Source organism: Propionibacterium acidifaciens DSM 21887, assembly GCF_000426605.1.
Lineage (GTDB): Bacteria > Actinomycetota > Actinomycetes > Propionibacteriales > Propionibacteriaceae > Propionibacterium > Propionibacterium acidifaciens.
Genome location: NZ_AUFR01000014.1, coordinates 38353 through 59352 on the forward strand (window position 1 = coordinate 38353; position 21000 = coordinate 59352).

18 protein-coding genes are annotated in these 21000 nt (G+C 71.5%); 11 read left to right on the forward strand and 7 right to left on the reverse strand.

The annotated features are described in order from the left end of the window. Positions 1–313: 313 nt before the first annotated feature. Positions 314–577 carry a lasso RiPP family leader peptide-containing protein gene (locus K336_RS18525; RefSeq protein ID WP_155945015.1) on the reverse strand — a complete coding sequence of 88 codons (264 nt, stop codon included), beginning with the start codon at positions 575–577 and terminating at the stop codon, positions 314–316. Positions 578–1050: 473 nt separating this feature from the next. Between K336_RS18525 and K336_RS16935 the strand changes: the two genes are divergently transcribed. Both K336_RS16935 and K336_RS0106530 read left to right on the forward strand, forming a co-directional pair. Next, the gene (locus K336_RS16935; RefSeq protein ID WP_162142573.1) at positions 1051–2127 is read left to right on the forward strand and encodes a sensor histidine kinase; all 1077 of its coding nucleotides are present in this window, start codon (positions 1051–1053) and stop codon (positions 2125–2127) included. Positions 2128–2135: 8 nt separating this feature from the next. Then, complete coding sequence (locus tag K336_RS0106530; protein WP_231386071.1) at positions 2136–2786, forward strand: response regulator transcription factor; 651 nt, start codon at positions 2136–2138, stop codon at positions 2784–2786. An 86-nt stretch (positions 2787–2872) separates the two neighbouring features. Here the strand turns inward: K336_RS0106530 and dhaM are convergent, their stop codons facing one another. Genes dhaM through dhaK form a run of 3 tightly spaced genes read right to left on the reverse strand, consistent with a single transcriptional unit; the run spans position 2873 to position 4918 of the window. Next, the gene (gene dhaM / locus K336_RS0106535) at positions 2873–3280 is read right to left on the reverse strand and encodes a dihydroxyacetone kinase phosphoryl donor subunit DhaM (RefSeq protein WP_021796475.1); all 408 of its coding nucleotides are present in this window, start codon (positions 3278–3280) and stop codon (positions 2873–2875) included. After that, positions 3277–3915, reverse strand: coding sequence for a dihydroxyacetone kinase subunit DhaL (gene dhaL, locus K336_RS0106540; protein ID WP_021796474.1), 639 nt, complete (start codon positions 3913–3915; stop codon positions 3277–3279). The genes dhaM and dhaL overlap by 4 nt, the downstream gene beginning before the upstream one ends. A gap of 1 nt (position 3916) precedes the next feature. After that, on the reverse strand, positions 3917–4918 hold the full coding sequence (gene dhaK, locus K336_RS0106545; protein WP_021796461.1) for a dihydroxyacetone kinase subunit DhaK: 1002 nt from the start codon (positions 4916–4918) through the stop codon (positions 3917–3919). 106 nt (positions 4919–5024) lie between these two features. Between dhaK and K336_RS18530 the strand changes: the two genes are divergently transcribed. The 4 genes from K336_RS18530 to K336_RS0106565 all read left to right on the forward strand — a co-directional run bounded on the left by K336_RS18530 (position 5025) and on the right by K336_RS0106565 (position 8903). Continuing rightward, the gene (locus tag K336_RS18530) at positions 5025–6299 is read left to right on the forward strand and encodes a threonine/serine exporter family protein (protein WP_051245477.1); all 1275 of its coding nucleotides are present in this window, start codon (positions 5025–5027) and stop codon (positions 6297–6299) included. A gap of 48 nt (positions 6300–6347) precedes the next feature. Next, entirely contained in the window at positions 6348–6869 is a 522-nt protein-coding gene (locus tag K336_RS0106555; RefSeq protein ID WP_021798918.1) for a YbaK/EbsC family protein, read from the forward strand. Positions 6870–7019: 150 nt separating this feature from the next. Beyond that, positions 7020–7877: a class I SAM-dependent methyltransferase gene (locus K336_RS0106560; RefSeq protein ID WP_081660640.1), complete on the forward strand. Its 858-nt coding sequence runs from the start codon at positions 7020–7022 to the stop codon at positions 7875–7877. A gap of 90 nt (positions 7878–7967) precedes the next feature. Beyond that, the gene (locus K336_RS0106565; protein WP_021798919.1) at positions 7968–8903 is read left to right on the forward strand and encodes a carbohydrate kinase family protein; all 936 of its coding nucleotides are present in this window, start codon (positions 7968–7970) and stop codon (positions 8901–8903) included. 75 nt (positions 8904–8978) lie between these two features. On the opposite strand, the gene murJ is transcribed toward K336_RS0106565, so the two are convergent. Together murJ and K336_RS0106575 are read right to left on the reverse strand one after the other, a co-directional pair. Then, positions 8979–10823, reverse strand: a complete 1845-nt coding sequence (gene murJ, locus K336_RS14995; RefSeq protein ID WP_051245479.1) for a murein biosynthesis integral membrane protein MurJ — start codon at positions 10821–10823, stop codon at positions 8979–8981. Beyond that, positions 10820–12091, reverse strand: coding sequence for an aspartate kinase (locus K336_RS0106575; protein ID WP_021797022.1), 1272 nt, complete (start codon positions 12089–12091; stop codon positions 10820–10822). Before K336_RS0106575 ends, murJ begins: the two co-directional genes overlap by 4 nt. Positions 12092–12163: 72 nt before the next feature. Between K336_RS0106575 and K336_RS16940 the strand changes: the two genes are divergently transcribed. The 3 genes from K336_RS16940 (at position 12164) to K336_RS0106590 (ending at position 15011) form a co-directional block, all read left to right on the forward strand. Further along, the gene (locus K336_RS16940; protein ID WP_021797021.1) at positions 12164–12811 is read left to right on the forward strand and encodes a DUF1707 SHOCT-like domain-containing protein; all 648 of its coding nucleotides are present in this window, start codon (positions 12164–12166) and stop codon (positions 12809–12811) included. Positions 12812–12906: 95 nt separating this feature from the next. Next, positions 12907–13893 (forward strand): Gfo/Idh/MocA family protein, encoded by a 987-nt coding sequence (locus tag K336_RS0106585; protein ID WP_028706593.1) that lies wholly within the window; start codon positions 12907–12909, stop codon positions 13891–13893. Positions 13894–14120: 227 nt separating this feature from the next. Next, positions 14121–15011, forward strand: a complete 891-nt coding sequence (locus K336_RS0106590; RefSeq protein ID WP_028706594.1) for an NAD(P)-dependent oxidoreductase — start codon at positions 14121–14123, stop codon at positions 15009–15011. A gap of 207 nt (positions 15012–15218) precedes the next feature. Here K336_RS0106590 and ileS read toward each other — a convergent pair whose 3' ends face one another. Then, positions 15219–18410, reverse strand: a complete 3192-nt coding sequence (gene ileS, locus K336_RS0106595) for an isoleucine--tRNA ligase (protein ID WP_028706595.1) — start codon at positions 18408–18410, stop codon at positions 15219–15221. Between the two features lie 700 nt (positions 18411–19110). On the opposite strand from ileS, the gene K336_RS0106600 reads away from it, so the two are divergent. Both K336_RS0106600 and K336_RS0106605 read left to right on the forward strand, forming a co-directional pair. Then, positions 19111–20010, forward strand: a complete 900-nt coding sequence (locus K336_RS0106600) for an RNA polymerase sigma factor (protein ID WP_021797926.1) — start codon at positions 19111–19113, stop codon at positions 20008–20010. Between the two features lie 8 nt (positions 20011–20018). After that, on the forward strand, positions 20019–20999 hold the full coding sequence (locus tag K336_RS0106605) for a hypothetical protein (RefSeq protein ID WP_028706597.1): 981 nt from the start codon (positions 20019–20021) through the stop codon (positions 20997–20999). The last annotated feature ends 1 nt before the right edge of the window (position 21000 follow it).

The following is a 21000-nucleotide window of genomic DNA, read 5'->3' on the forward strand; positions in this document are numbered from 1 at the left end:
CACGCAACGGCAGTCGGCAGGCAGCGTCACTGACGGGTCCTGCAGACCACTTGGAAAGATGACCACCTGAACATCTCGTGACCGCCATGATCGCACACGGACCCCCTCTGAGACGACCAGCTCCCCGCCACCTAGTTCAGTCGAGGAACATATCCGCCCCTCTCCCGATGCAGCACCCCCAAATACCTGCTCACACCCTCTTCCACCGATAATGTATAGAAATGACATGGATGACTTCACCTCTTGCTTCGTACGGCTAAAACCGACGGGTCGCCGGAAAGTGGCGACCCGTCGGAGCTGGACTGATTCGACATCAAATCTGCATCTCACAGTCCACGGTGATCGTCAGGACCATGGCCAGTAGACAACAGCCAGTGCACGGAACCCCCCATACGTCTTTCAGGGGTGCATGCCCTGCGCCATTGGTGGCGTCGGCAAAATCAGCGATCCTCGTCAGAACCGGCGTCTCGTACATGTCGGAGCCTCCTTCCTGTCTTGCTGCTTCGACTGCGCGATTCAACTGCGCATAACAAAGCTCTCGCACCTCTTTTAGCTCCGTTTTTAGCTCCGTCAACATCTGCACGCATGATTGACAACGAATGATGTCAGGACGTCCAACCAAACTGTCATGATATGATGATAACTGTCATAACGTGATGACATCTGGGTTTGTGTGCCACCCGACACAGGAAACCAACCAAGCCGAAAAACGAGTTCGTCGTCTGTTCACCTGCGCATCGTCCATTTGCAGGCGGTACAACCTTGGCACTCAGTCCGGAACGGTCAGAACTCCGGCGCCTCGTAGCGCACCGGGTCCGACGTGCAGCGATCTTCCTACTCCGCTCGGGATGATGTACCATCAATCTCATTGATGCTGCTCGGTGGACCACCTGCGGAGGGATGCCCATGACTCATCGCCGTTTCCTCTCGTCGTGGGGAGGAAGCACATGCCTTCTCGCTCTACTGAGCGTGGCGGCGATGTCGATCAGTTTCTCGGGGCAGAGGAGTTCGGCGCCGCCGATGATGGTGCGATGCCTCACCCTGTTGATAATGGCCATCGGCATCACGGCCATGGCCCTGCGGACTGGCCGCCCTCTGCTGGCCCTGTCAATGGTCGCCGGCGCCTATCTGCCGGCGGTCGCCCTCCATGCGGAGCAGAGCATGGCGATACCGTATTCGGCGGTTCTCCACTCCTGTCTCGTCCGGACCAGCGCAAGACGCGCAGCCGCTGGCGTCGCCGGCACCTTGGTCCTCGTCACGGTGCCAGCAGTCGTGGAGCGACCCGACTCCGACGATGAAGGCCTGCTGCTGGCCGGGCGCGCAGGAGCCGTGCTCTGCGTGGTGATGGCCGGCCTCATGGCGCGGGCGTGGCGGGCGCGGCAGGAGTCGCTACGCGAGGCGGAACGGGAGCGCCTGCGCGCCGACCGGGTGGCCCAACAGCGCGACCGGTCCATCGAGCGGGAACGACTCGCCGTTCAGCTGCACGACAGCGTGGGTCACTGCCTGACGACCATCATCGCGCTGTCCGAGGGTCTGACGGGCCTCTCGACCGACCCCGACTGCGCCAGGGCCGTCCAGGGCATCAACTCGCTGGCCCGAGAGGGGCTCGGTGAGACGCGGCAGGTCGTCGAGTCGCTCGGTACCACGCAGTCATCGGGGCCCGGCGCCGACGTCACCGGATCGGGGGTCGGCACCGTGTCGCAGCAGTGCACCGCGCAGCACGGCTGGGACGACGTCGGAGAGCTGCTCGACCATGTCCGCGCCTCCGGCATCATCACGAGCTTCACCGAGGAGGGCGCCCGCCCCGCAGGCGAGAACGGCGGGCTCTGCTTCTCCCTGACCCGCGAGGCGCTGACCAACTGCCTACGCCATGGCGCGGGCATCACGCACATAGCGGTCCTGTGGCGACACCACCCGGACGGCTCCACGCACGTCCTCGTCGAGGACGACGGCGACGTGCGGGGGCGGGAGGGGAAGGAGCCGTGCAGCGGCACGGGACTGCGCCGTCACCGGGACCTGATCCTCGCCCGACACGGGGACTTCTACGCCGGTTCACCGGACGGCAGCGGCTGGGTGATCGATGCCACTGTCGCGCCGGAGGGCGCGGAGAGGGCGACAGCGCCATGATCGGGGTCATGATCGTCGACGACCACGAGCTCGAACGCTTCGCTCTGTCCTTGGTCGTCCGCAAGGACCCGCGAATCACCGTCGTCGCCGAGGCCGAGGACGGGCGTGCCGCGTTGGACGTGATCGCCGGCCTGAGGGAGCGAGGTCGACCGATCCCGGACGTCATCCTGATGGACGTGCGCATGCCCGGTATGGACGGGATCCAGGCGACCCGGCGGATCGTCAGGGCGTTCCCCGGGGTGCACGTCCTCATCCTGACCACGTACGACCAGGACGATTACGCGTTCAAGGGGCTGTCCGCGGGCGCAGTGGGCTTCCTTCTCAAGGACGCCAGAGGGGAGGACATCACCCGTGCCATCCACGCGCTGGCCGCTGGAGAGGCGGTGCTGACCCCACGGATCACCCGCAAGATCCTGAGCAGGGCGGGACGCCTGGACCCGCCCGATGGGCGCCCGCCGGACGCCCTGTTCTCCGAGCTGTCCCCGCGCGAGCGGCAGGTCGTCGAGCTGATGGCCGACGGCCGGTCGAACGGCGAGATCGCGAAGGTCATGACGATCCAGGAGGCATCGGTACGGCGCAGCGTCAGCAGGATCCTGGCGAAGACCGGGCTGCGCGACCGGGTGCAGATCGTATCGGCCTGGTACAAGGCCATGAGCTGACGGCCCGGCCCTGCGCGCGGCGGCAGGCCTCGATGGCGCACACCCGGCCGGTGAGCGGGCGTGCGCCATCCGCGCGTCGGCCGCCCTCAGTCCGCGAGCTGCCTGCGCTTCGCCTCGACGGCCCGCTCGGCCTCGGCGCACACGCGGTCGAGGTCGCGGCCGATGCCCGCCGCCGAGTAGGCGGCGAACAGGCCCTCGACGAGCGGGGCCGCGAGCAGCCTCGTGCGCTCGGCCACCTCCGGGTCGAGGAACTCGACGGCGGTCTGTGCGCTCATCACGGCACTGCCCAGGTCCATGAGGACGACGACGCCCTCCCCGTCGTCGGCGCGCCCGACGGCCTCGACGATCGCCATGGCATCGGTGCCGAGCGCGCCCTCGGCGGTGCCGGCGGCCGTCTCGAGGCGCACCCGCGAGGCCGGCATGAGCCGCCGCGTGAGATCGACGGCGGCCCCGGCCAGCTGCCGCGAGTGGGAGACGACGACGATGCCGGTCATGCCGTCTCCCCCGCCACGGCCCGGGCCAGGGCGTCGACGATGATGGCCGTCGAGGCGGCACCGGGGTCGATGTGCCCGGCGGAGCGCTCCCCCAGGTAGGAGGCGCGCCCCTTGGTGGCGATCATCGGCTCCGTCGCGTCCCGGCCGGACGCCGCGGCGTCCGCGGCGGCGCGCGTCGCGGCGACGATGTCCTCGGGGTGCCCCCTGAGGGCGCGCAGCGCCGGGTACCAGGCGTCGAGCATCGTCTTCTCGCCCTCGGCGGCCTTCCCCCGGGCGACGAGGCCGCCGACGCCCGCCTCGACGGCGTCGGCCAGTGAGGTCGAGCCGATCGCCCCGACATCCTTGAGGGCCCCGCCCATGCGCAGGAGGAAGGTGCCGTAGAGCGGCCCGGCCGCGCCGCCGACGGTGGACACGAGGGTCATGCCCGCCTTCTTGAGCAGGGCGTCGGCCCCTCCGGGCCCGCCCGCGTCCACCGCCTCGACGACGGCCGCCATGCCGCGCCGCATGTTGGTGCCGTGGTCGGCGTCGCCGATGGCCGCGTCGAGCTCGGTGAGCTCGTCGGCGCGCTCGGCGATCGCGGCGTCGGCCAGTCGCAGCCAGGTCACGAGGACGTCGGAGCCGATCGTCGCCGCCATCTCAGGCCCCCCAGCGCAGCCCGGGCGTGTTCACCGGGGCGTCCCACAGGCGCAGCATCTCGTCGTCGGCGCGCAGCAGGGTGAGCGAGCAGCCGGCCATGTCGAGGCTGGTGATGTAGTTGCCGACGAGGCGGCGCTCGATCCCGACGCCCCTGGCCGCGAGCAGCTCGGCGACCTCGTGGTACATGACGTAGAGCTCGATGAGCGGGCTCGCGCCCATGCCGTTGAGGAAGGCGATGACGCCGTGGCCGTCGCCGGCGGGCAGCTCGGCGAGGATCGGCTCGACGAGTCGCCCGGCGATCTCGGAGGCTGGGGCGATCTTCTCGCGGTGGCGGCCGGGCTCGCCGTGGATGCCGATGCCGATCTCCATCTCGTCGTCGGGCAGGTCGAAGGACGGCTTGCCGTTGGCGGGAACGGTGCAGCTGGTGAGCGCCATGCCCATCGAGCGCCCGTTGGCGTTGACGCGGGTGGCGATCTCGGCGACCTCGGCCAGGGGGCGGCCCTGCTCCGCGGCGGCGCCGGCGATCTTCTCGGCGAGGACGGTGACCCCCACGCCGCGGCGACCGGCCGTGTAGAGGGAGTCCTCGACGGCGACGTCGTCGTTCGTGACGACCGTGGCGACCTCGATGCCGGAGCCGGCGGCGATCTCGGCGGCCATCTCGAAGTTCATGACGTCGCCGGTGTAGTTCTTCACCAGGTGGAGCACGCCGGCGCCGCGGTCGACGGCGGTGGTGGCGGCGATGATCTGGTCGGGCACCGGCGAGGTGAAGATCTCGCCCGCGCAGGCGGCGTCGAGCATGCCGGGGCCGACGAAGCCCCCGTGAAGGGGCTCGTGCCCGCTGCCACCGCCGGAGACGATGGCGACCCTGCCCTGCTCCTTGGCGCGGGCCCGGTAGACGATGTGCTTGTCGAGGTCGACGCGCAGGGCGTCCGGATGCGCGGCCGCCATGCCCGCCAGGGCATCCGCGACGACGGTGTCGACGGAGTTGATGAGTTTCTTCATGGCACGAAGGTACCGCCACCGCCCCGCGCCGTCGCCCCCGACCGGCCCATCCCGGGGCGGCGGGGCGCGCGGGGCGGGGCCGCCGGGCGCGACTATGGTTGGCCCCGTGCCCTCGTCCGTCACCCCGTCCGGTCATGACGCGCCCCACGCCACCCTCATCGCCCAGGCGGCGCAGATCCTCTACACGAACGGCGAGACGACGCACGCCACGACCGAGGTCGTCGGCGAGCTCAACGCGCTGTTCGGCACCGACTACACGCTCGTCCCGTCCTGGCCCCAGCTGAGCCTGCTGCATCCCGACGGCACGATCGTCCGCGCGGTCCCCACCCGCATCGAGGGCATCAACATGCGCCGGGTCAGCCGCATCCACAAGGCGCTCCACGCGCCCGGCGGCCCCGACCGCGCCGGGCTGACCGCGGCCGTCACGCAGGCGGCCCGACTCCCCGCCTGCCCCACCTGGCTGTTCTGCCTGGCCTGCGGGGTCGGCGCGACGATGATGTCTCTGCTCTACGGCATCGGTCACGTCCACTCCGTGGCACTGCTCTTCGCGGCCTCCGCCCTGGGCGGGCTCCTTCGGCGGGTCCTGCCGGCGGGCGCGGGCCAGGCGACCCGGGCCCTGGCCGCCGCCTTCGTCGCGGGCCTGGCCGGAGCCCTCTCGGTGCACCTGGGCTGGTCGAGCTCGGCCCGACTGATCGCCGTCTGCCCCGGCATGATGCTCGTGCCGGGCCCGCAACTGCTCAACGCCTGCATGGACATCGCCCGACACCGCCACGACTTGGCGGTGGCGCGCATCTGCGAGGCCGGCCTCACGATCCTCGCCATCGCGGCGGGCATCATCGGCGGCCTGGCCCTGGGCGGGGCGGACCTGCCCGTCACCGCCCGGACCGGCGCCATCCCACTGTGGCTCGACGTGCTCGCGGCGGCCGGTGCGGCCTGCTGCTTCCCCGTCTTCTTCTCGATGCCCTACCGGACGATCATCCTGGCCTTCCTCGCCGGGGCCCTCGGTCACGGCGTGCGCTGGCTGGCGATCAACGACCTGGGCTGGAGCGCACCGGCCGGGGCCCTCCTCGACTGCCTGGTGGTGAGCCTCGTCGCGACGCCCATCTGCCGGTTGCGCCACGTCCCCTTCGCCGGGGTCGGCTTCGCCTCGGTGGTCGCGCTCGTGCCGGGCGTCTACCTGTTCCGCGGCATGGCCGGGCTCATCACCTTCACGACCTCGGCGGGCGACCCGGCCGAGGCGCTGGCGACGATGACCGACCTCACGACGGCGGGTTTCATCATCGTCGCGATGGCCATCGGCCTCATCGCCCCGCACCGGCTCATCGACGCCTGGATGGACCGCCTCGACGCCCGGAGGGCCCGCGGCCGGACGAGCGGGTGAGCTCCGGGACGCGGCCGGGCGCGCCGGGCCCCGTCTACGCTCGGAGGCATGTTCGACCAGCTTCCGCACCAGCCCGCCGCCGAGCACCCCGAACTGCTCGGCGAGCCCGTCCGCCGGCTCATCCACCTGCTGCCCGACGCCGAGGTCTTCGTCATCGACCCGGCGCTGTCCGACACCGAGGCGCTGTGCCGGGCCTACGGCGAGGACGAGTCGACCTGCGGCAACTGCGTCATCGTCCGGGGCCGGCGCGGCGAGACGGAGCGCACCGCGGCCTGCCTGGCCCTGGCCACCACTCGCGTCGACGTCAACCGGCTCGTCCGCAGGCGCCTCGACGTGCGCAAGTGCTCCTTCGCCCCGATGGACGACGCGGTCGCCGAGTCCGGCATGGAGTACGGCGCGATCACCCCGGTGGGGCTGCCGCCCGAGTGGCCGATCTGGATCGACACGGCGGTGGCGCGGGCCGAGCGGGTCTGCATCGGCGCCGGGACCAGGTCCGCCAAGCTCATCGTCCCGGGCCGTTCGCTGTCGGCGTTGCCGAACGCCGAGATCGTCGACCAGCTGGCGCACTGAATCCGCCCTGAGCGTCGACACGGCCCCACCGGCCCGGAATATCAGGGTCTTGACATGGGATTTCACCGGGGACCGAACGGCCCTTCCCCTGGCCTTGCCCCCACCGGTTCACTAAGCTGTTGCCAGCCGACAGGGGGTGCAGGAGCCGTCATGACCAACCGTGATGAGCAGCCGTTGCGCACCGATCCGGCGGAGTACGCGGCCGCCGAGTTCGAGCTGCAGAGCACCGGTCAGGCCGACTACGGCAACTGCGTGCCGTCCCGGCTCATGCGCGTCCTGTTCATCCTCTGCGGCGTCCTGCTGCTCGTCTTCGCGCTGCTGCTCATCGTGTGGGCCCACGCGAGCGCGCTGATCGTCGTCGGTCTCCTGTGCGCCCTCGTGATCGCCTTCACCGTCTACATGGAGCTGTGCCGCCGGCTCTTCGCCTTCGACGGCGGAGGCCTCATGGGCGCCATGCACCAGATGGTCGTCGACAACCTCGACTGGGACGGTCGCGGCCGGCTCCTCGACATCGGCTGCGGCGCCGCGGCGCTCACCGCCCGTTGCGCCATGACCTTCCCCGACGGGGAGTTCACCGGCATCGACGACTGGGGCGCCACGAGGAGTCGCGCCAAGGAGCAGTGCGAGGCCAACGCGCGCGCCGAGGGCATCACCGCGCCCATGTCCTTCGTCGAGGGGGACGCGGCCCATCTCGACTTCCCCGACGGCTCCTTCGACGCCGCGGTGAGCAACTTCGTCTTCCACGAGGTTCGCTCCGAGCCCGACAAGCGGGCCCTCGTCCGCGAGGCGCTGCGCGTCGTCCGCCCGGGCGGCGCCTTCAGCTTCCAGGACCTGTTCGCCCAGCCGAGGCTCTACGGCGACATGACGGCCTTCGTCCAGGAGCTCCGCGCCGAGGGCGTCTCCGACATCGAGTACATCCCCCACACCGAGAACCTCGTCGGCGCCCCCTCCTGGGTCAGGACGCCGTGGATGATCCGCAACGCCGGAATCCTCCACGGCCATCGCTGAGCCCCCGGGGCCGCCGGTCGGGGTCGAACCCGGTGGCACGAGATTCCGGACGAGGCGGCACGTCGGCGCAGCCTCGTTTAGAGTGAGGTCATGCGCGTAGTGGTGTGCGGCGAAGCACTCATCGATCTCATCCCCGACAACTCCGTCCCCGGCACGACGCAGTCGAGCCTGTGGCAGGCGCACTCCGCCGGCGGTCCGCTCAACACGGCGATCGCCCTGGCCCGCCTGGGCATGCCCGCCCAATTCCTCGGCCGTCTCGGCGGCGACGGCTTCGGCGCCCAGCTGCGCAGTCACCTGGCCGTCAACGACGTCGGTCTGGACCTGACCGTGCAGACCGAGGCCGAGCCCACCTCGCTGGCGATCGTCAGCGTCGACTCCACCGGTCAGGCCACCTACACCTTCCACCTGAGGAACACGGCCAACTTCAACTGGAGGCCCGAGGACCTGCCCGAGCTGACCGCCGACGACTGGCTCCACACCGGCTCGCTGGTGGCCGTCGTCGAGCCGGGCCGCAGCACCCTGCTCGACTACCTGGCCAGGACGCCGGCGCGGCTGTCGTTCGACCTCAACGTGCGTCCCACCGTGGAGCCCGACCCCGGGCGCTACGCCGAGCTGCTCGACCCCTTCCTCACGGTGCTCGGCGAGCGCGGCGGCATCGTGAGGGCCAGCGACGAGGACCTGCGCTGGCTCGACCCGTGCAGCGGGGCGAGCGCCCAGGAGCTCGCCGCCGGCATGGCCCGCGACCACGGGCTCGACATGGTCGTCGTCACGGTCGGCGGTCAGGGCGCCTTCGCGGTCGGCGCGGATCGCGAGCTCGCGTCGGTGCCGGGCATCCCGACGGCCGTCGCCGACACCGTCGGGGCCGGCGACACCTTCACCGCCGGCTTCCTCAAGGTGTGGCTCGACGAGCAGGATCTCACCGAGGCGATGCGCAGCGGCTGCGCGGCCGCCTCGATCACCTGCTCGCGCATCGGCGCGGACCCGCCGGACGCCGACGAGGTGGCGGCCCTGCTCGCCCGCTCCTGAGCGGCCGGCGCGGCCCCGGGGGCATCGTGGGGAGGGGTCCGGGGATTCCCCGGGCCCCTCCCCGCGGAACCGGCCTCATCCGCGCCGAAGGTGCAGCCTGCGCAGGATGGAGTCGAGGAAGGCGTCGAACTCGCGGACCCGGAAGATCCTCACGCCGATGAGCAGGAAGACCGAGAAGACGACCACCCCGACGGCGTCGGCCGCGTACTGGGCGAGCAGCGTGTCGTGCATGGTCCAGACGATGAACGAGCCGACGAGGTAGGCGGGCACGCCGCCGACGACCGAGGCGGCGAGCATGCGGGCGTACAGGCCGAGGACGCCGCGCAGGTTCAGGCCCTCCATCTGGCGGCGGGCGTACCCGGTGAAGACGATGGACAGCGCCGCATTGCCGACGAACATGCCCGCGCAGATCGTCACGACGCCGACCCTGGCCGGGGCGAACGAGGCCGCCAGGGCGAAGAGCACCTGGAGGCCGGTGACCAGGCACTGCATCCACAGGTTCGTGCCGCCCTGCTCGGTGGCGAAGCAGTACTGCTGCTGCAGCGTGACGATCGTGTACGGGACGGTCGAGGCGGCCATGAGCACGAGCGCCCAGGCGGTCGCGGTGGCCTCCACCGGGGCCAGGCTCCAGTAGATGCCGCGCACGACCGGGCGGGCCAGCGCGATGAGCACGACGCTCGTCGGGATGATGCCGACCATCGGCAGGGTCAGGCCCTTGTGGAGCAGTTCGCGCATGCCGTCCAGCCCCGACTCCTCGTCGCGGCGTTGCCAGGCGCGGGCCAGCTGCGGGAACAGCGCCGTGAGGATCGAGAAGGCGATGAGCGAGTAGGGCATCTGGAAGAGCGTGTTGGCGTTCTGGTAGGCCGCGTAGCCGGCCACGTACTGGCCGGCGGGGCCGCGGTCGATCATGCCGGTCGCGACGTTCATGATGAACAGGCCGCCGCCCTGGGCGATGCACAGCGCCAGGAAGGTGAGGCCGGCGAAACGTCCGACCTGGCCGAAGCCGTAGCCGCGCAGGCCCCAGCGGGGCCGCCAGCGGAAGCCGGTGCGCGCCAGCACGGGCACGAGGACGAGCGCCTGCGCGAGGATGCCGAGGCTCGCGGTGCCGGCGAGCACCAGGATCATCGAGCCGGTCCAGGCCGACGGGTCGGCCTGCTGCCCCCACAGGCGCAGGAAGGCGAGCTCGCCGGAGATGGCGACGACATTGTTGAGCACGGGCGCCCACCCGTAGGGTCCGAAGGAGCCGCGCGCGTTGAGCAGATTCCCGAAGACGGCGAAGACGCCGTAGAAGAGCACCTGCGGCATGCAGAGGAAGGCGAACTCGACCGCCAGGTGCAGGGCGGGGCCCTGCAGCCGGGTGAAGACGCGCATGAGCACCTCGGCGCCGACCGTGCACAGGAGCGCGACGCCCGCGATGAGCGCGAAGGTGACCGTGAGGAGCCGGTCGACGAACTCCCGGCCGCCGTCGGGGCGCTTCATCGCCTTGGTGATCTGCGGCAGCAGGACGGCGTTGAGGATGCCGCCCGACAGGAGTACGAGGATGTAGTTCGGCAGCGAGTTGGCCGAGCGGAAGGCGTCGGCGGCGAGGGTCTGGCCGACGACCTTGACCAGGAGCATGGCGTTGACCATGCCCAGGACCCGGGACACGAGGGTGCCCGAGGCCATGAGGACGGAGTTGCGGCCGAGATTGCGGCGGTCGCGCTCGTCGAGCTCGTCCTGGCTCAGCCCCCCGTCCGACGGCGGACCCGCGCCCACGCGCGGCGCCCCGGGACCGCTCGGGCCCGGGCTCACCAGGCGCCCCACCCCCGGCAGGGCGGGCGCCAGGGCCTCGAGCTCGGTGCGCGGGATGATGCGCGTCTGCTCGTCGTCGCCGTAGGGGTCCGGCGGCGGCTCGGCGGCCCGGCGGGGGCGATAGCTCAACGCCCGGTACCCGCGTAGACGACTGCCTCGCCGTCGGCGTCGAGGCCGAAGGCGGTGTGGGCGGCGCGGACGGCCCGGTCGAGCAGGTCGACCTCGACCACGACGGAGATGCGGATCTCCGAGGTGGAGATCATGTCGATGTTGATGTCCTGCTCGGCGAGGGCGTCGAAGAAGCGGGCGGTGACGCCCGGGTGGGTGCGCATGCCGACGCCGATGACGGACAGCTTGCCGATCTGGTCGTCGTAGAGGAGCTTCTCGAAGCCGATCTCGTCCTGGCCGGCCTTGAGCGCGTCGATGGCCCTCTTGCCGTCGCTCATCGGCAGGGTGAAGGAGATGTCGGTGCGGCCCGTGGCGGCCGAGGCGTTCTGGACGATGACGTCGATGTTGATCTCTGCCTCGGCGATGACGTCGAAGATCCTGGCGGCCTTGCCGATCTGGTCGGGCACCCCGACGATGGTGATCTTCGCCTCGCCGCGGTCGGAGGCGACGCCGGTGATAATGGCCTGTTCCATCTCATTGCCCTTCTTCATGTCGGTGTGGCCCGTGACCCAGGTGCCCGGCTTGTCGTCGAACGAGCTGCGGACGTGCACGGGGATGTTCTCGCGGCGCGCGTACTCGACGCAGCGCAGGTGCAGCACCTTCGAACCGCAGGCCGCCATCTCCATCATCTCCTCGTAGGTGATCTCGGGGATCGGGGCGGCCGCCGGGACGATGCGGGGGTCGGCGGTGAAGACGCCGTCGACGTCGGTGTAGATCTCGCAGTACTCGGCGCCGAGCGAGGCGGCGAGGGCGACCGCCGTGGTGTCGGAGGCGCCGCGGCCGAGCGTCGTGACGTCCTTGGTGTCCTGGCTGACGCCCTGGAAGCCGGCGACGATGGTGATGTTGCCGGCCTCGAGGGACTTGTTGACGCGGCCGGGGGTGATGTCGATGATGCGGGCGTTGCCGTGCAGCCCGGTCGTGATGACGCCGGCCTGGCTCCCGGTGTAGCTGCGGGCGGGCACGCCGAGGTCGTTGAGGGCCATGGCGAGCAGGGCGGCGCTCTGGCGCTCGCCGGTGGTGAGCAGCATGTCGAGCTCGCGGGGCTGGGGCTGGGGGCTCACCTCGAGGGCCAGGTCCATGAGCTCGTCGGTGGCGTCGCCCATCGCCGAGATGACGACGACGACGTCGTTGCCCTCCTGTCGGGCGCGGGCGATGCGCCGTGCGACGCGCTTGATGGACGCGGCATCCGCAACGGATGATCCGCCGTACTTCTGGACGATCCTGGCCATGGGTCCCCCCTGTGGTTCGACGCAGCCAACTCTAGCGGGCGGTCACCGGGCCCCGGGGAATAGCATGGCGGGGTGGACATCTCATCATCCCTGCGCATCGGCGATGTCGAGCGCGACGCCGCCCTCGCGCGGCTCCAGTCGCACTACGCCGCCGGTCGGCTGAGCACCGGGGAGTTCGAGGAGCGCATGGAGAAGGCGCTCGCCGCGCACTACCAGAGCGAGCTCGACCCGCTGTTCACCGATCTTCCCGACGACCCGCAGACCCGCTTCTTCGACGAGACGGGCCCGGTCGGGCGGGCCGCCCGTCCCAGCGCGCTGACGCCCTGGCAGGCGCCGCCGGCCCCCCGGCCGTCGCATCGCGGGGTGACGGGCGCGATGCTCGTCGCCGTCGGCGGGCTGGTCTGGTCGGCCGCCCTCATCGCCACCCTGCTCGGCGCGCCGGGAGAGGTCTGGGCCGCCGCGATCGCGGTCATGGTGGGCTGCGGCATCATGAGCAGGAGCCTGCGCCGCGGCGACCGACAGGAATTGCCGGCCGTCGGGGAGCGGCCGGCGGCCCTGCCCGGGGGCCCGGACGACTCCGTGCGGCCACACGCGGGCCGGGAGCAGTACCGCACGGCCCGGCAGGAGGCGCGGGCCGTGCGTCGCGAGCTCCGCGACACCGTCCGGGAGCAGTACCGCACCCGGCGCCGCGAGTACCGCCGCAGGCGCCGCGGCCGCTGACCCGATCGTCCACCGGTACGGCCCCCTACCGGCCGGCCCCTGAATCCGCTGTGCGGAATCTGTTCATCGAGCGCGCGAAATTTTAGGCTCATGCCATGAGCATTCAATGGGGAATCGCCGGGTCGGGCCGCATCTCCCACATGATCGCGGCGGAGTTCGGGGCCGTCGAGGACGCCGAGGTCGTCGCCGTCGGCTCGCGCAGCACGGAGCGGGCGCGGGCCTTCGCCGCCGAGTTCGGCATCCCGCACGCCCACGGCAGCTACGAGGCGCTCGTCGCCGACCCGCAGGTCGACGCGCTCTACATCGGCACGCCCAACGCCCGGCACTTCCCGCTGGCGCTGGCGGCGATCGATGCCGGCAAGGCAGTCCTCGTCGAGAAGTCGATGTGCTGCCAGGGCGAGCACGCGCGCCAGCTCATCCGCGCCGCCGCCGAGCGCCGGGTCTTCCTCATGGAGGGCATGTGGACGCGCTTCCTGCCGGCCATCCGGGCGGCCCACCAGGCCGTCGAGTCCGGCCGCATCGGCCAGGTGCGCACGCTCCAGGGCGACCTGTTCGCCCACCGCCCCTTCGACCCGACCGACCGCCTCTTCGCGCCCGAGCTGGGCGGCGGGGCGATGCTCGACCTGGGCGTCTACGTGCTGCACTTCGCCCAGGACTTCCTGGGCGCGCCGTGCTCCATGCAGTGCACGGGGCGCTGCTACGACAACGGGGTGGACGCCGACATGGGGCTCCAGCTGCGCTACGACGACGGCTCGTTCGCGCAGCTGTGCTGCTCGCTGGCCGGCCACGGCCCGGCGCGCATGGTCATCGCCGGCACCGAGGGATTCATCGAGGTCGGCCCGCGCTTCCACCACCCCTCGGAGATCACCGTGCACGCCCCGGACGACGGCCCTCAGGTGATCAGCGAGCCGTTCGAGGGCTCCGGCTACCGCCTCGAGCTCCAGTCCGTCACCGATGCCATCGCCTCGGGCGCCACCGAGCACGAGCTGGTGCCGCTCGCCGACTCGCTGGCCGTCTCGCAGACGATGACCGAGGCGCTCGACCGGTTCGGCTACCGTCCGCACGACCAGCTGACCCTGTGAGGCCCCGAGGCGCCGGAGCGGGGCATCCCGCGGACGGGCCACCGCCCCGACCCGACGGGCCGACCCGCGGGCGACGACCCGGGACGCCCGACTGGTTCGGACGCCGCCCGCACGACCGCGCGTCCCCCCGTCCCGGGCGGGCGGGCCCCGGGCCACCGGGGCGGGGCGCCGTGGTGGGATCCTGGATGCGGCGCGCCGACGGTCGACGCGCCGACGGAGGGAGCACGATGACGACAGTCGGATTCATCGGGGCGAACGGCCTCATGGGCCATGGCATGGCCTCGAACATCGCCAGGAGCGGTTTCGATCTTCTCTACACGGTGCACGCGCACGCGCCGGCCGGGCTCGACGAGCTGGGCGCCCGGCGCGTCGACTCGAACGCCGAGCTGGGCGCCCGCTGCGACATCGTCGTCCTGTGCATCACGACGGCCCAGGACGTCCAGCAGACGGTGACCGGCCCCGACGGCCTGCTCACCCGGCCCCGCGAGGGCCTGGTCATTGTCGACGCGGCGACGAGCGAGCCGGCCGTCACGCGCGAGCTCGCCGCGCAGGCCGCCGCGCTCGGCGTGGCCTATGCGGATGCGCCGCTCACCCGCGGCCCCGCCGAGGCGGAGGCGGGCCGCCTCAACACGCTCGTCGGGGCCGACGACGAGGTCTTCGCCCGGATCGAGCCGGTGCTGGCGAGCTACTGCGAGAACATCCTGCGCGCCGGCCCGGTGGGCGCCGGTCACACGATCAAGCTGCTCAACAACTTCTGCCTCCAAGCGGCGACGACGGCCCTGGCCGAGTCGTTCGCCGTGGCGCGGGCGGCGGGCGCCGATCCGCGGACGCTCGTCGACGTGCTGGGCAGGGGGATGTTCGACAACCAGCTGCTGGCCATCATGGGGGCCGCTCTGGACGGCGACCACGAGCGTCAGCAGTTCGCCCTGGGCAACGCCCGCAAGGACGTGCGCTACTACACGCGGCTGGCGGGCGACGTCCAGGTGGCGCCGGTCGTGGGCGACGGCGTCCACGAGGCGCTGTCGCTGGCGTGCTCGGCGGGCTACGCCGAGCGCAACGTGCCGTGGGTGACGGAGGCGGCGGCCCGGATCAACGGCCTGCCGGGTTCGGAGTCCTGACGGGCCCGGGATCCTGACCATCCCGGCCGCCAACCCATCGCCGCCGCCATCCCGGCCGCTCTCCGAATCCGCTCCCACCCCATTCTCCGGCCAACACCCCAGATATGTCCGATGTGGGAACGGAAAGGGGGGATGGGAACGAAAGAGGGGGGAGTGGGGCCCGCTCGGCCGCGCATCCGCTCGAGGACCCGACGGGCGCGCCGCGCCTCAGGCCCTGCCGACCCTCACCCGCAGGCCCAGGTCGTCCTCGGCACGCCAGTCGTCGGCTGGCTCGGCCCGGTGCATGCTCGTGGCGAGCACCTCGGAGGCGATGAGCCCGGCATGGGTCTCGATGGCCTCGACCAGATCGGCGTCGTCGCTGGCCCAGGCCAGGTCGATGCGGTCCGAGACGTCGAGCCCGGCGGCCTTGCGGGAGTCCTGCACGAAGCGGATGACCTCGCGGGCCCGCCCGGCGCTGACGAGCTCGGGGGTGAGCGTCAGGTCCAGGGCGATGGTGTCGCCCTGGACGTCGGCCACCGACCAGCCCTCGCGGGGGCGCTCGGTGATGAAGACGTCGTCGGGGCCCAGCTCGACGGCCCCGACGCCCTCGACGTCCAGCGTCACGGATCCGTCGGCCAGCCCGGCCGCCAGGGCGGCGGCGTCGGCGGCGGCGATGGCCCCGGCGACGACGGGCGTCTGCTTGCCGTACCGCCTGCCGAGCGCCCGGAAGTTGGCCTTGGCGCTGTGGACGACGACGTCGCCGGCCGAGCCGAACGAGTCGAGGCGCTCGACGTTCAGCTCGGCGGTGATCTCCGCGACGAGCTCGGCGGGCAGCTTCGCCAGGGCGGCGGAGCTCACGAGCGCCCTGCCCAGCGGCTGGCGGGTCCGCACCCCGGCCTCGGCACGGGCGGCGCGGCCGACCTCGACGAGACGGCGGGCGAGACCCATGGCCTCGTCCAGCCCCGCGTCGATGAGGGCCGTGTCGGCCTGCGGCCAGCTGGTCAGGTGAACCGACTCGGGGGCGCCGGGGACGGTCGGGCGGAAGAGGTCCTGCCAGACCCTCTCGGTGATGAAGGGCGCCAGCGGCGCCATGAGCCTCGTGAGCGTGGCGAGGGTCTCGTGCAGCGTCCACAGGGCGCCCGGGTCGCCGTCCCAGAAGCGACGACGGGAGCGGCGCACGTACCAGTTCGACAGCTCGTCGATGAAGGCCTGGACGAGCGTGCCGTAGCGCTGGGAGTCGAAGTCCTCCAGCGCCGCCGTGGCGTCGACGACGAGCTTGTTGGTGGCACTGGTCAGCCACCGGTCGAGGACATGGCGACCGGCCGGCTCGGGGGCCCGTCCGACGGGCGCCCAGCCGTTGGCGCGGGCGTACAGGCTCTGGAAGGCGACCGTGTTCCAGTAGGTCAGCATGACCTTCCGGACGACCTCCTGCAGCGTCGTGTCCCCGACGCGGCGGGCCGACCACGGAGAGCCCGCCGCGGCCATGAACCAGCGGACCGCGTCGGCCCCGTGCCGGTCCATGAGCGGGACCGGCAGGAGGATGTTGTTGAAGTGCTTGCTCATCTTGCGGCCGTCCTCGGCGAGGATGTGGCCCAGGCAGAGCACGTTCTTGTAGCTGGACCGGCCGAAGACGAGGGTCGGCACCGTCATCATCGTGTAGAACCAGCCGCGGGTCTGGTCGATGGCCTCGCAGATGAAGTCGGCCGGGAAGTGCTCCTCGAAGCGCTCCTTCGAGCCGGGGACCCACGGATAGCCCCACTGGGCGAAGGACATCGAGCCCGAGTCGAACCAGGCGTCGATGACCTCGGGGACGCGGTGGTAGGTGCCGGGCTCCCCGGGCAGGGCGAAGGTCACGTCGTCGACGAACGGACGGTGCGGATCCATGTCGGCCAGCTCGGGCCTGCCGGCCAGTCGGGCGAGCTCGGCGCGCGAGCCGACGCAGCGCAGCCTCGAGGGGTCCTCGTCGTTGCGCCAGATCGGCAGCGGCGTGCCCCAGTAGCGGGTACGCGACAGCGCCCAGTCGATGTTGTTGCGCAGCCAGTCCCCGTAGCGGCCCCACTTGATGGACTCCGGGTACCAGGTGGTCTCCTCGTTCTGGGCGAGGAGCTCCTCCCTGCGCCGGGTCGTGCGGATGTACCAGCTAGGCTGCGCGTAGTAGATGAGCGGGGTGCCGCAGCGCCAGCAGTGCGGGTACGAGTGGGTGTGCATGTCCGAGCGGAAGAGGATGCCCCGCTCGGCCAGGTCGGACAGCACCACCGGATCGGCGTCCTTGAAGAACAGGCCTCCGACGAGGGCCAGCCCCTCCTCGAAGGTGCCGTCCGGGCGGATCGGGTTGATGATCGGCAGGTCGTTGGCGCGCCCCACGGCCATGTCGTCGGCGCCGAAGGCCGGGGCCTGGTGCACCAGGCCGGAGCCGTCCTCGGTGGTGACGTAGTCGGCGAGCACGATGAAGTTGGCGCGCCGGTCGAAGGGCACGATGTCGTAGGGGCGCTCGTAGTCCCAGCCGGCCATGTCGGCGCCGGTGACGGTCTCGAGGACGCGCCAGAGGCGGTTGCCGTCCTCGTCGACGTCGCCCAGCACGGCATCGAACAGCGGGGCGGCCACGACGAGCTCCTGGGAGCCGTCGGTGGCGAGCACGTAGTCGACCTCGGGGTGCACGGCGACGGCCGTGTTCGAGACGAGCGTCCAGGGCGTCGTCGTCCACACGAGCAGCCGGGCGCCGCGGGCGGCCCACGGGCCGCTGGTCAGCGGGAAGGTGACGTAGATCGACGGCTCGGTGACGTCCTTGTAGCCCTGCGAGACCTCGTGGTCGGACAGGGCCGTCTCGTCGCGGGGGCAGTAGGGCGTGACGCGGTGGTCCTGGACGAGCAGGCCCTCGTCGAAGATCCGCTGGAGGGCCCACCACTCGGAGTCGACGTACTCGGGCGCCATCGTCCAGTAGGCGTCGTCCATGGCCACCCAGTAGCCCATGCGGCGGGTCAGCTCGGCGAACTCGTCGACGTGCTCGGTGACCGAGGCGCGGCACCTCTCGTTGAAGCGCCCGATGCCGTAGTCCTCGATCTGGCTCTTGTGGTCGATGCCGAGCTCCTTCTCGACGGCCAGTTCGACGGGCAGGCCGTGGCAGTCCCAGCCGGCCTTGCGGTCGACGCAGAAGCCCTGCATCGTCTTGAAGCGGGGGAAGAGGTCCTTGAAGACACGGGCCTCGATGTGGTGGGTTCCGGGCTGGCCGTTGGCGGTGGGCGGGCCCTCGAAGAAGTTCCAGCGCGGCCCGTTCCGGGTGGCCCGCCAGCTCTTCCCGAAGGTGCCGTCGGCCTCCCAGAAGGCGATGATTCCGTGGTCCATCGCCGGAAGGTCGATCTGGGCCGGAACCGCCCGGTAGCCGGCGGTGGTGGATTCGTGCCCGGACTCGCTCGATGTCATCGTTCCTCTTCGCTGTTGACGCCTCCGACGCTGCGAAGGGACGGGATCCCGGCGTCAGGACGCCGGGGGCGGCCCGCGGTACCACCCTTCTTGGGGCGCCCCGGGGGCGCCCCCTCTCGCTTGCTCGCCGCTGCCGGTTCTAGTGAGCAGGCTCCCCTGCCGTTCTTCCGGCGGCTCCGGAGTGATGGCTCCCTCGACGCCTGCGACCCGGAACATTGTAGACGAGTCCGCGCAGAGCCCCACCCGGCCGCCGCGGACCGGCCGTTCGCGGCGTTCCGGCGCGCACGAGGAGCGCATCCCGGTCCTGTCGGGATCGAGACGCCCGGGGCCGGTTCCGGCGCGCCCGAGGCGGCACAGCACATGCGTCCAGAACCCGAGGGTCCTGCCGCATGGCGGACGTCCCGGCGCACTGAGGGGCGCATGCCGCAGAGGCCGACGTCGCCCCGGCACGGAACAGGCGCTCGGGGCCCGATCGAGGGCCCCGCGCGAGCGCTCGACGCAGGCGCCCGGGGCCCGTCGCTGGTCCCCGCCCCGGGACACGCCCACGGAGCGCCCCCTGCGCCGCTCCGGACCCATCCTGTGAACAAGATTGATTTTTTGACTAGGCATGATATGAATTTTCGTGCTCGATTGATAAGCTGAGGGGGTTCACCTCCACAGCGGGACCGCCGTGCCCGCATGAGCGATTCGGAGTCTGTGCATGGCAGTGCCAGAGGGCTACCGCGAGTTCGTCGCGGAGCACACCCCGGCGCTCTACCGCACCGCCTTCCTCCTCTGCCACGACCGCGAGAGGGCGGAGGACCTGCTCAATCGCACCGCCAGCTCCCTGCTGAAGCAGTACAAGCGCCGCACGAGCGACGCCGAGTGCGCCGAGTGGGTCAGGCTCCGCGTCTACCGCATCTTCCTCGAGGACACCGCCAAGAAGGGCTACGAGGAGGCCCCCGCCTCGAACGCGGGCGAGCAGAGCGGCGAGGCCTTCATCGCCCGCCGTCTGGCCGCTCTTCCCCCCGCCGACCGGGCCATCGCCGTGCACGCCGTCCTCGACGACTGCAGCAGCCAGAAGGTCGCGAGCGACCTGGGGTGCACGACCGGCGAGGTGCGCGTCGCCCTGGCCTCCTTCAGCGCGCTGGGCAGCTCCTACGCCGAACCGTCGGGCGAGGGCGCCGCCCCCACCGTCGTCATGCCCTCCGAGGGCGAGACCGACGAGGGCTACGAGCCCGACGCCCGCGAGCGGCACGGCCTCATCCCGCTCAAGGTGTCGCGGCGCAGGCGGCCCGGCTCCGTCGTGGAGATCCGCCGTCACCTCGACGAGCGCTCGCGCAGGAGCTCGGCCGCCGAGACGGCGGCCGAGAGCTCGCCCGTCGGCTCGGCGGCCCAGATCGGCCTCACCTGGGTGCAGGGCGACGAGCCCGGCTCGAAGGGCAGGGTCTACCGCGGGGACCCCTCCCTCTCGCCTCCGGACCGCGGCGCCGAGGCGCCACCGGAGCGGCCCGGAGACGCCGGTTCCGCGCAGGGCGAGCCCCCGGCCCGAGCGATGACGAACACTCCCGATGACGACCGGCCGGAGGGGCCCTCGCCCCGCAGGCTGGCCACAGGTTAGGACATTCTGTGGGTATCAGCGACGAACTGCGCGACCTCGCGGCCACGCCCCCCGAAGCCACCGCCCTGAGCGCCTCCCTGGCTGATCAGGCGATCGGTTTCGCGGTGCGCGCGCGCCGCGTCGCGCACATGAAGGTCGCCGCGGCCGTCTCCGCGGTCACCATCGCGGCCGCCGGCGTGGGCATCGGCATCGTCACGTCCAACAACGACTCCGAGCTGCCCACCACCACCCCGGTCGTGACGATCACCTCGACCCCGTCGGGTTCGCCGAGCTCCCCGCAGTCCCCGTCCTCGCAGTCCCCCTCCCAGGAGCCCTCGTCCGCCCCCGTCCTCGAGCAGAGCCCGGCCCCCCAGCAGCCGGTCGAGGTGCAGTCCGCACCCGAGCAGACCACCGGGCCCGAACCGGAGAAGAACATCGTCGAGCGGATCATCGACACGCTGGCCTCGATCCCCCAGTGGGTGATCGACCAGTTCACCCACCAGGACCAGCCCGCCGATCCGGGGCAGACGACGTCCCCGTCCGTGAGCCCGGAGCCGTCCTCGACGAGTCCCAGCTCGGCGGCGCCAGGCTCGCCCGCCACTCCGGATCAGACCTGCACACTGAAGAAGGAGTGGCGGAACGGCGGCCCCTCCCCGCAGGAGGGGGGATCGGTCACGCGCAGCCCCGAAGATGGCCGTGACAGCGTCTCCCCGATCGACTGCGGGAGGTACAGGGACTACCTCCAGAGCCCGGGTGCGAACGGCTCGCCGACACCCAGCCCGGTCCAGCCCGGCGGCACGACGCCGGTCTGCACCCTGATCGTCAAGCAGGACGGGAGCGCCGAGCGCAATGTGACCGTCCCCTGCGAGGTGCCCCCCACCCCCACCCCGTCGCCGAGCGGCGGGGACTCCACGAACCAGCCGAAGCCCTCCGACAACGGAAGCGGGAACAAGGGTGCGTCGGACCAGAAGTCCTCCGGGTCCCCGTCGGGCTCGAAGGCGCCCCGCTGAG

What these genes read in the sequence shown, in the direction of transcription:
- K336_RS0106600 (WP_021797926.1), top strand. Translation starts at nt 19,111, where the DNA reads ATGGCAGTGCCAGAGGGCTACCGCGAGTTCGTCGCGGAGCACACCCCG.
- K336_RS0106565 (WP_021798919.1), top strand. Translation starts at nt 7,968, where the DNA reads ATGCGCGTAGTGGTGTGCGGCGAAGCACTCATCGATCTCATCCCCGAC.
- K336_RS0106575 (WP_021797022.1), bottom strand. Translation starts at nt 12,091, where the DNA reads ATGGCCAGGATCGTCCAGAAGTACGGCGGATCATCCGTTGCGGATGCC.
- dhaK (WP_021796461.1), bottom strand. Translation starts at nt 4,918, where the DNA reads ATGAAGAAACTCATCAACTCCGTCGACACCGTCGTCGCGGATGCCCTG.
- ileS (WP_028706595.1), bottom strand. Translation starts at nt 18,410, where the DNA reads ATGACATCGAGCGAGTCCGGGCACGAATCCACCACCGCCGGCTACCGG.
- dhaL (WP_021796474.1), bottom strand. Translation starts at nt 3,915, where the DNA reads ATGGCGGCGACGATCGGCTCCGACGTCCTCGTGACCTGGCTGCGACTG.
- K336_RS18525 (WP_155945015.1), bottom strand. Translation starts at nt 577, where the DNA reads ATGTTGACGGAGCTAAAAACGGAGCTAAAAGAGGTGCGAGAGCTTTGT.
- K336_RS0106585 (WP_028706593.1), top strand. Translation starts at nt 12,907, where the DNA reads ATGAGCATTCAATGGGGAATCGCCGGGTCGGGCCGCATCTCCCACATG.
- K336_RS0106560 (WP_081660640.1), top strand. Translation starts at nt 7,020, where the DNA reads ATGACCAACCGTGATGAGCAGCCGTTGCGCACCGATCCGGCGGAGTAC.
- K336_RS0106555 (WP_021798918.1), top strand. Translation starts at nt 6,348, where the DNA reads ATGTTCGACCAGCTTCCGCACCAGCCCGCCGCCGAGCACCCCGAACTG.
- dhaM (WP_021796475.1), bottom strand. Translation starts at nt 3,280, where the DNA reads ATGACCGGCATCGTCGTCGTCTCCCACTCGCGGCAGCTGGCCGGGGCC.
- K336_RS0106590 (WP_028706594.1), top strand. Translation starts at nt 14,121, where the DNA reads ATGACGACAGTCGGATTCATCGGGGCGAACGGCCTCATGGGCCATGGC.
- K336_RS0106530 (WP_231386071.1), top strand. Translation starts at nt 2,136, where the DNA reads ATGATCGTCGACGACCACGAGCTCGAACGCTTCGCTCTGTCCTTGGTC.
- K336_RS16935 (WP_162142573.1), top strand. Translation starts at nt 1,051, where the DNA reads ATGGCCATCGGCATCACGGCCATGGCCCTGCGGACTGGCCGCCCTCTG.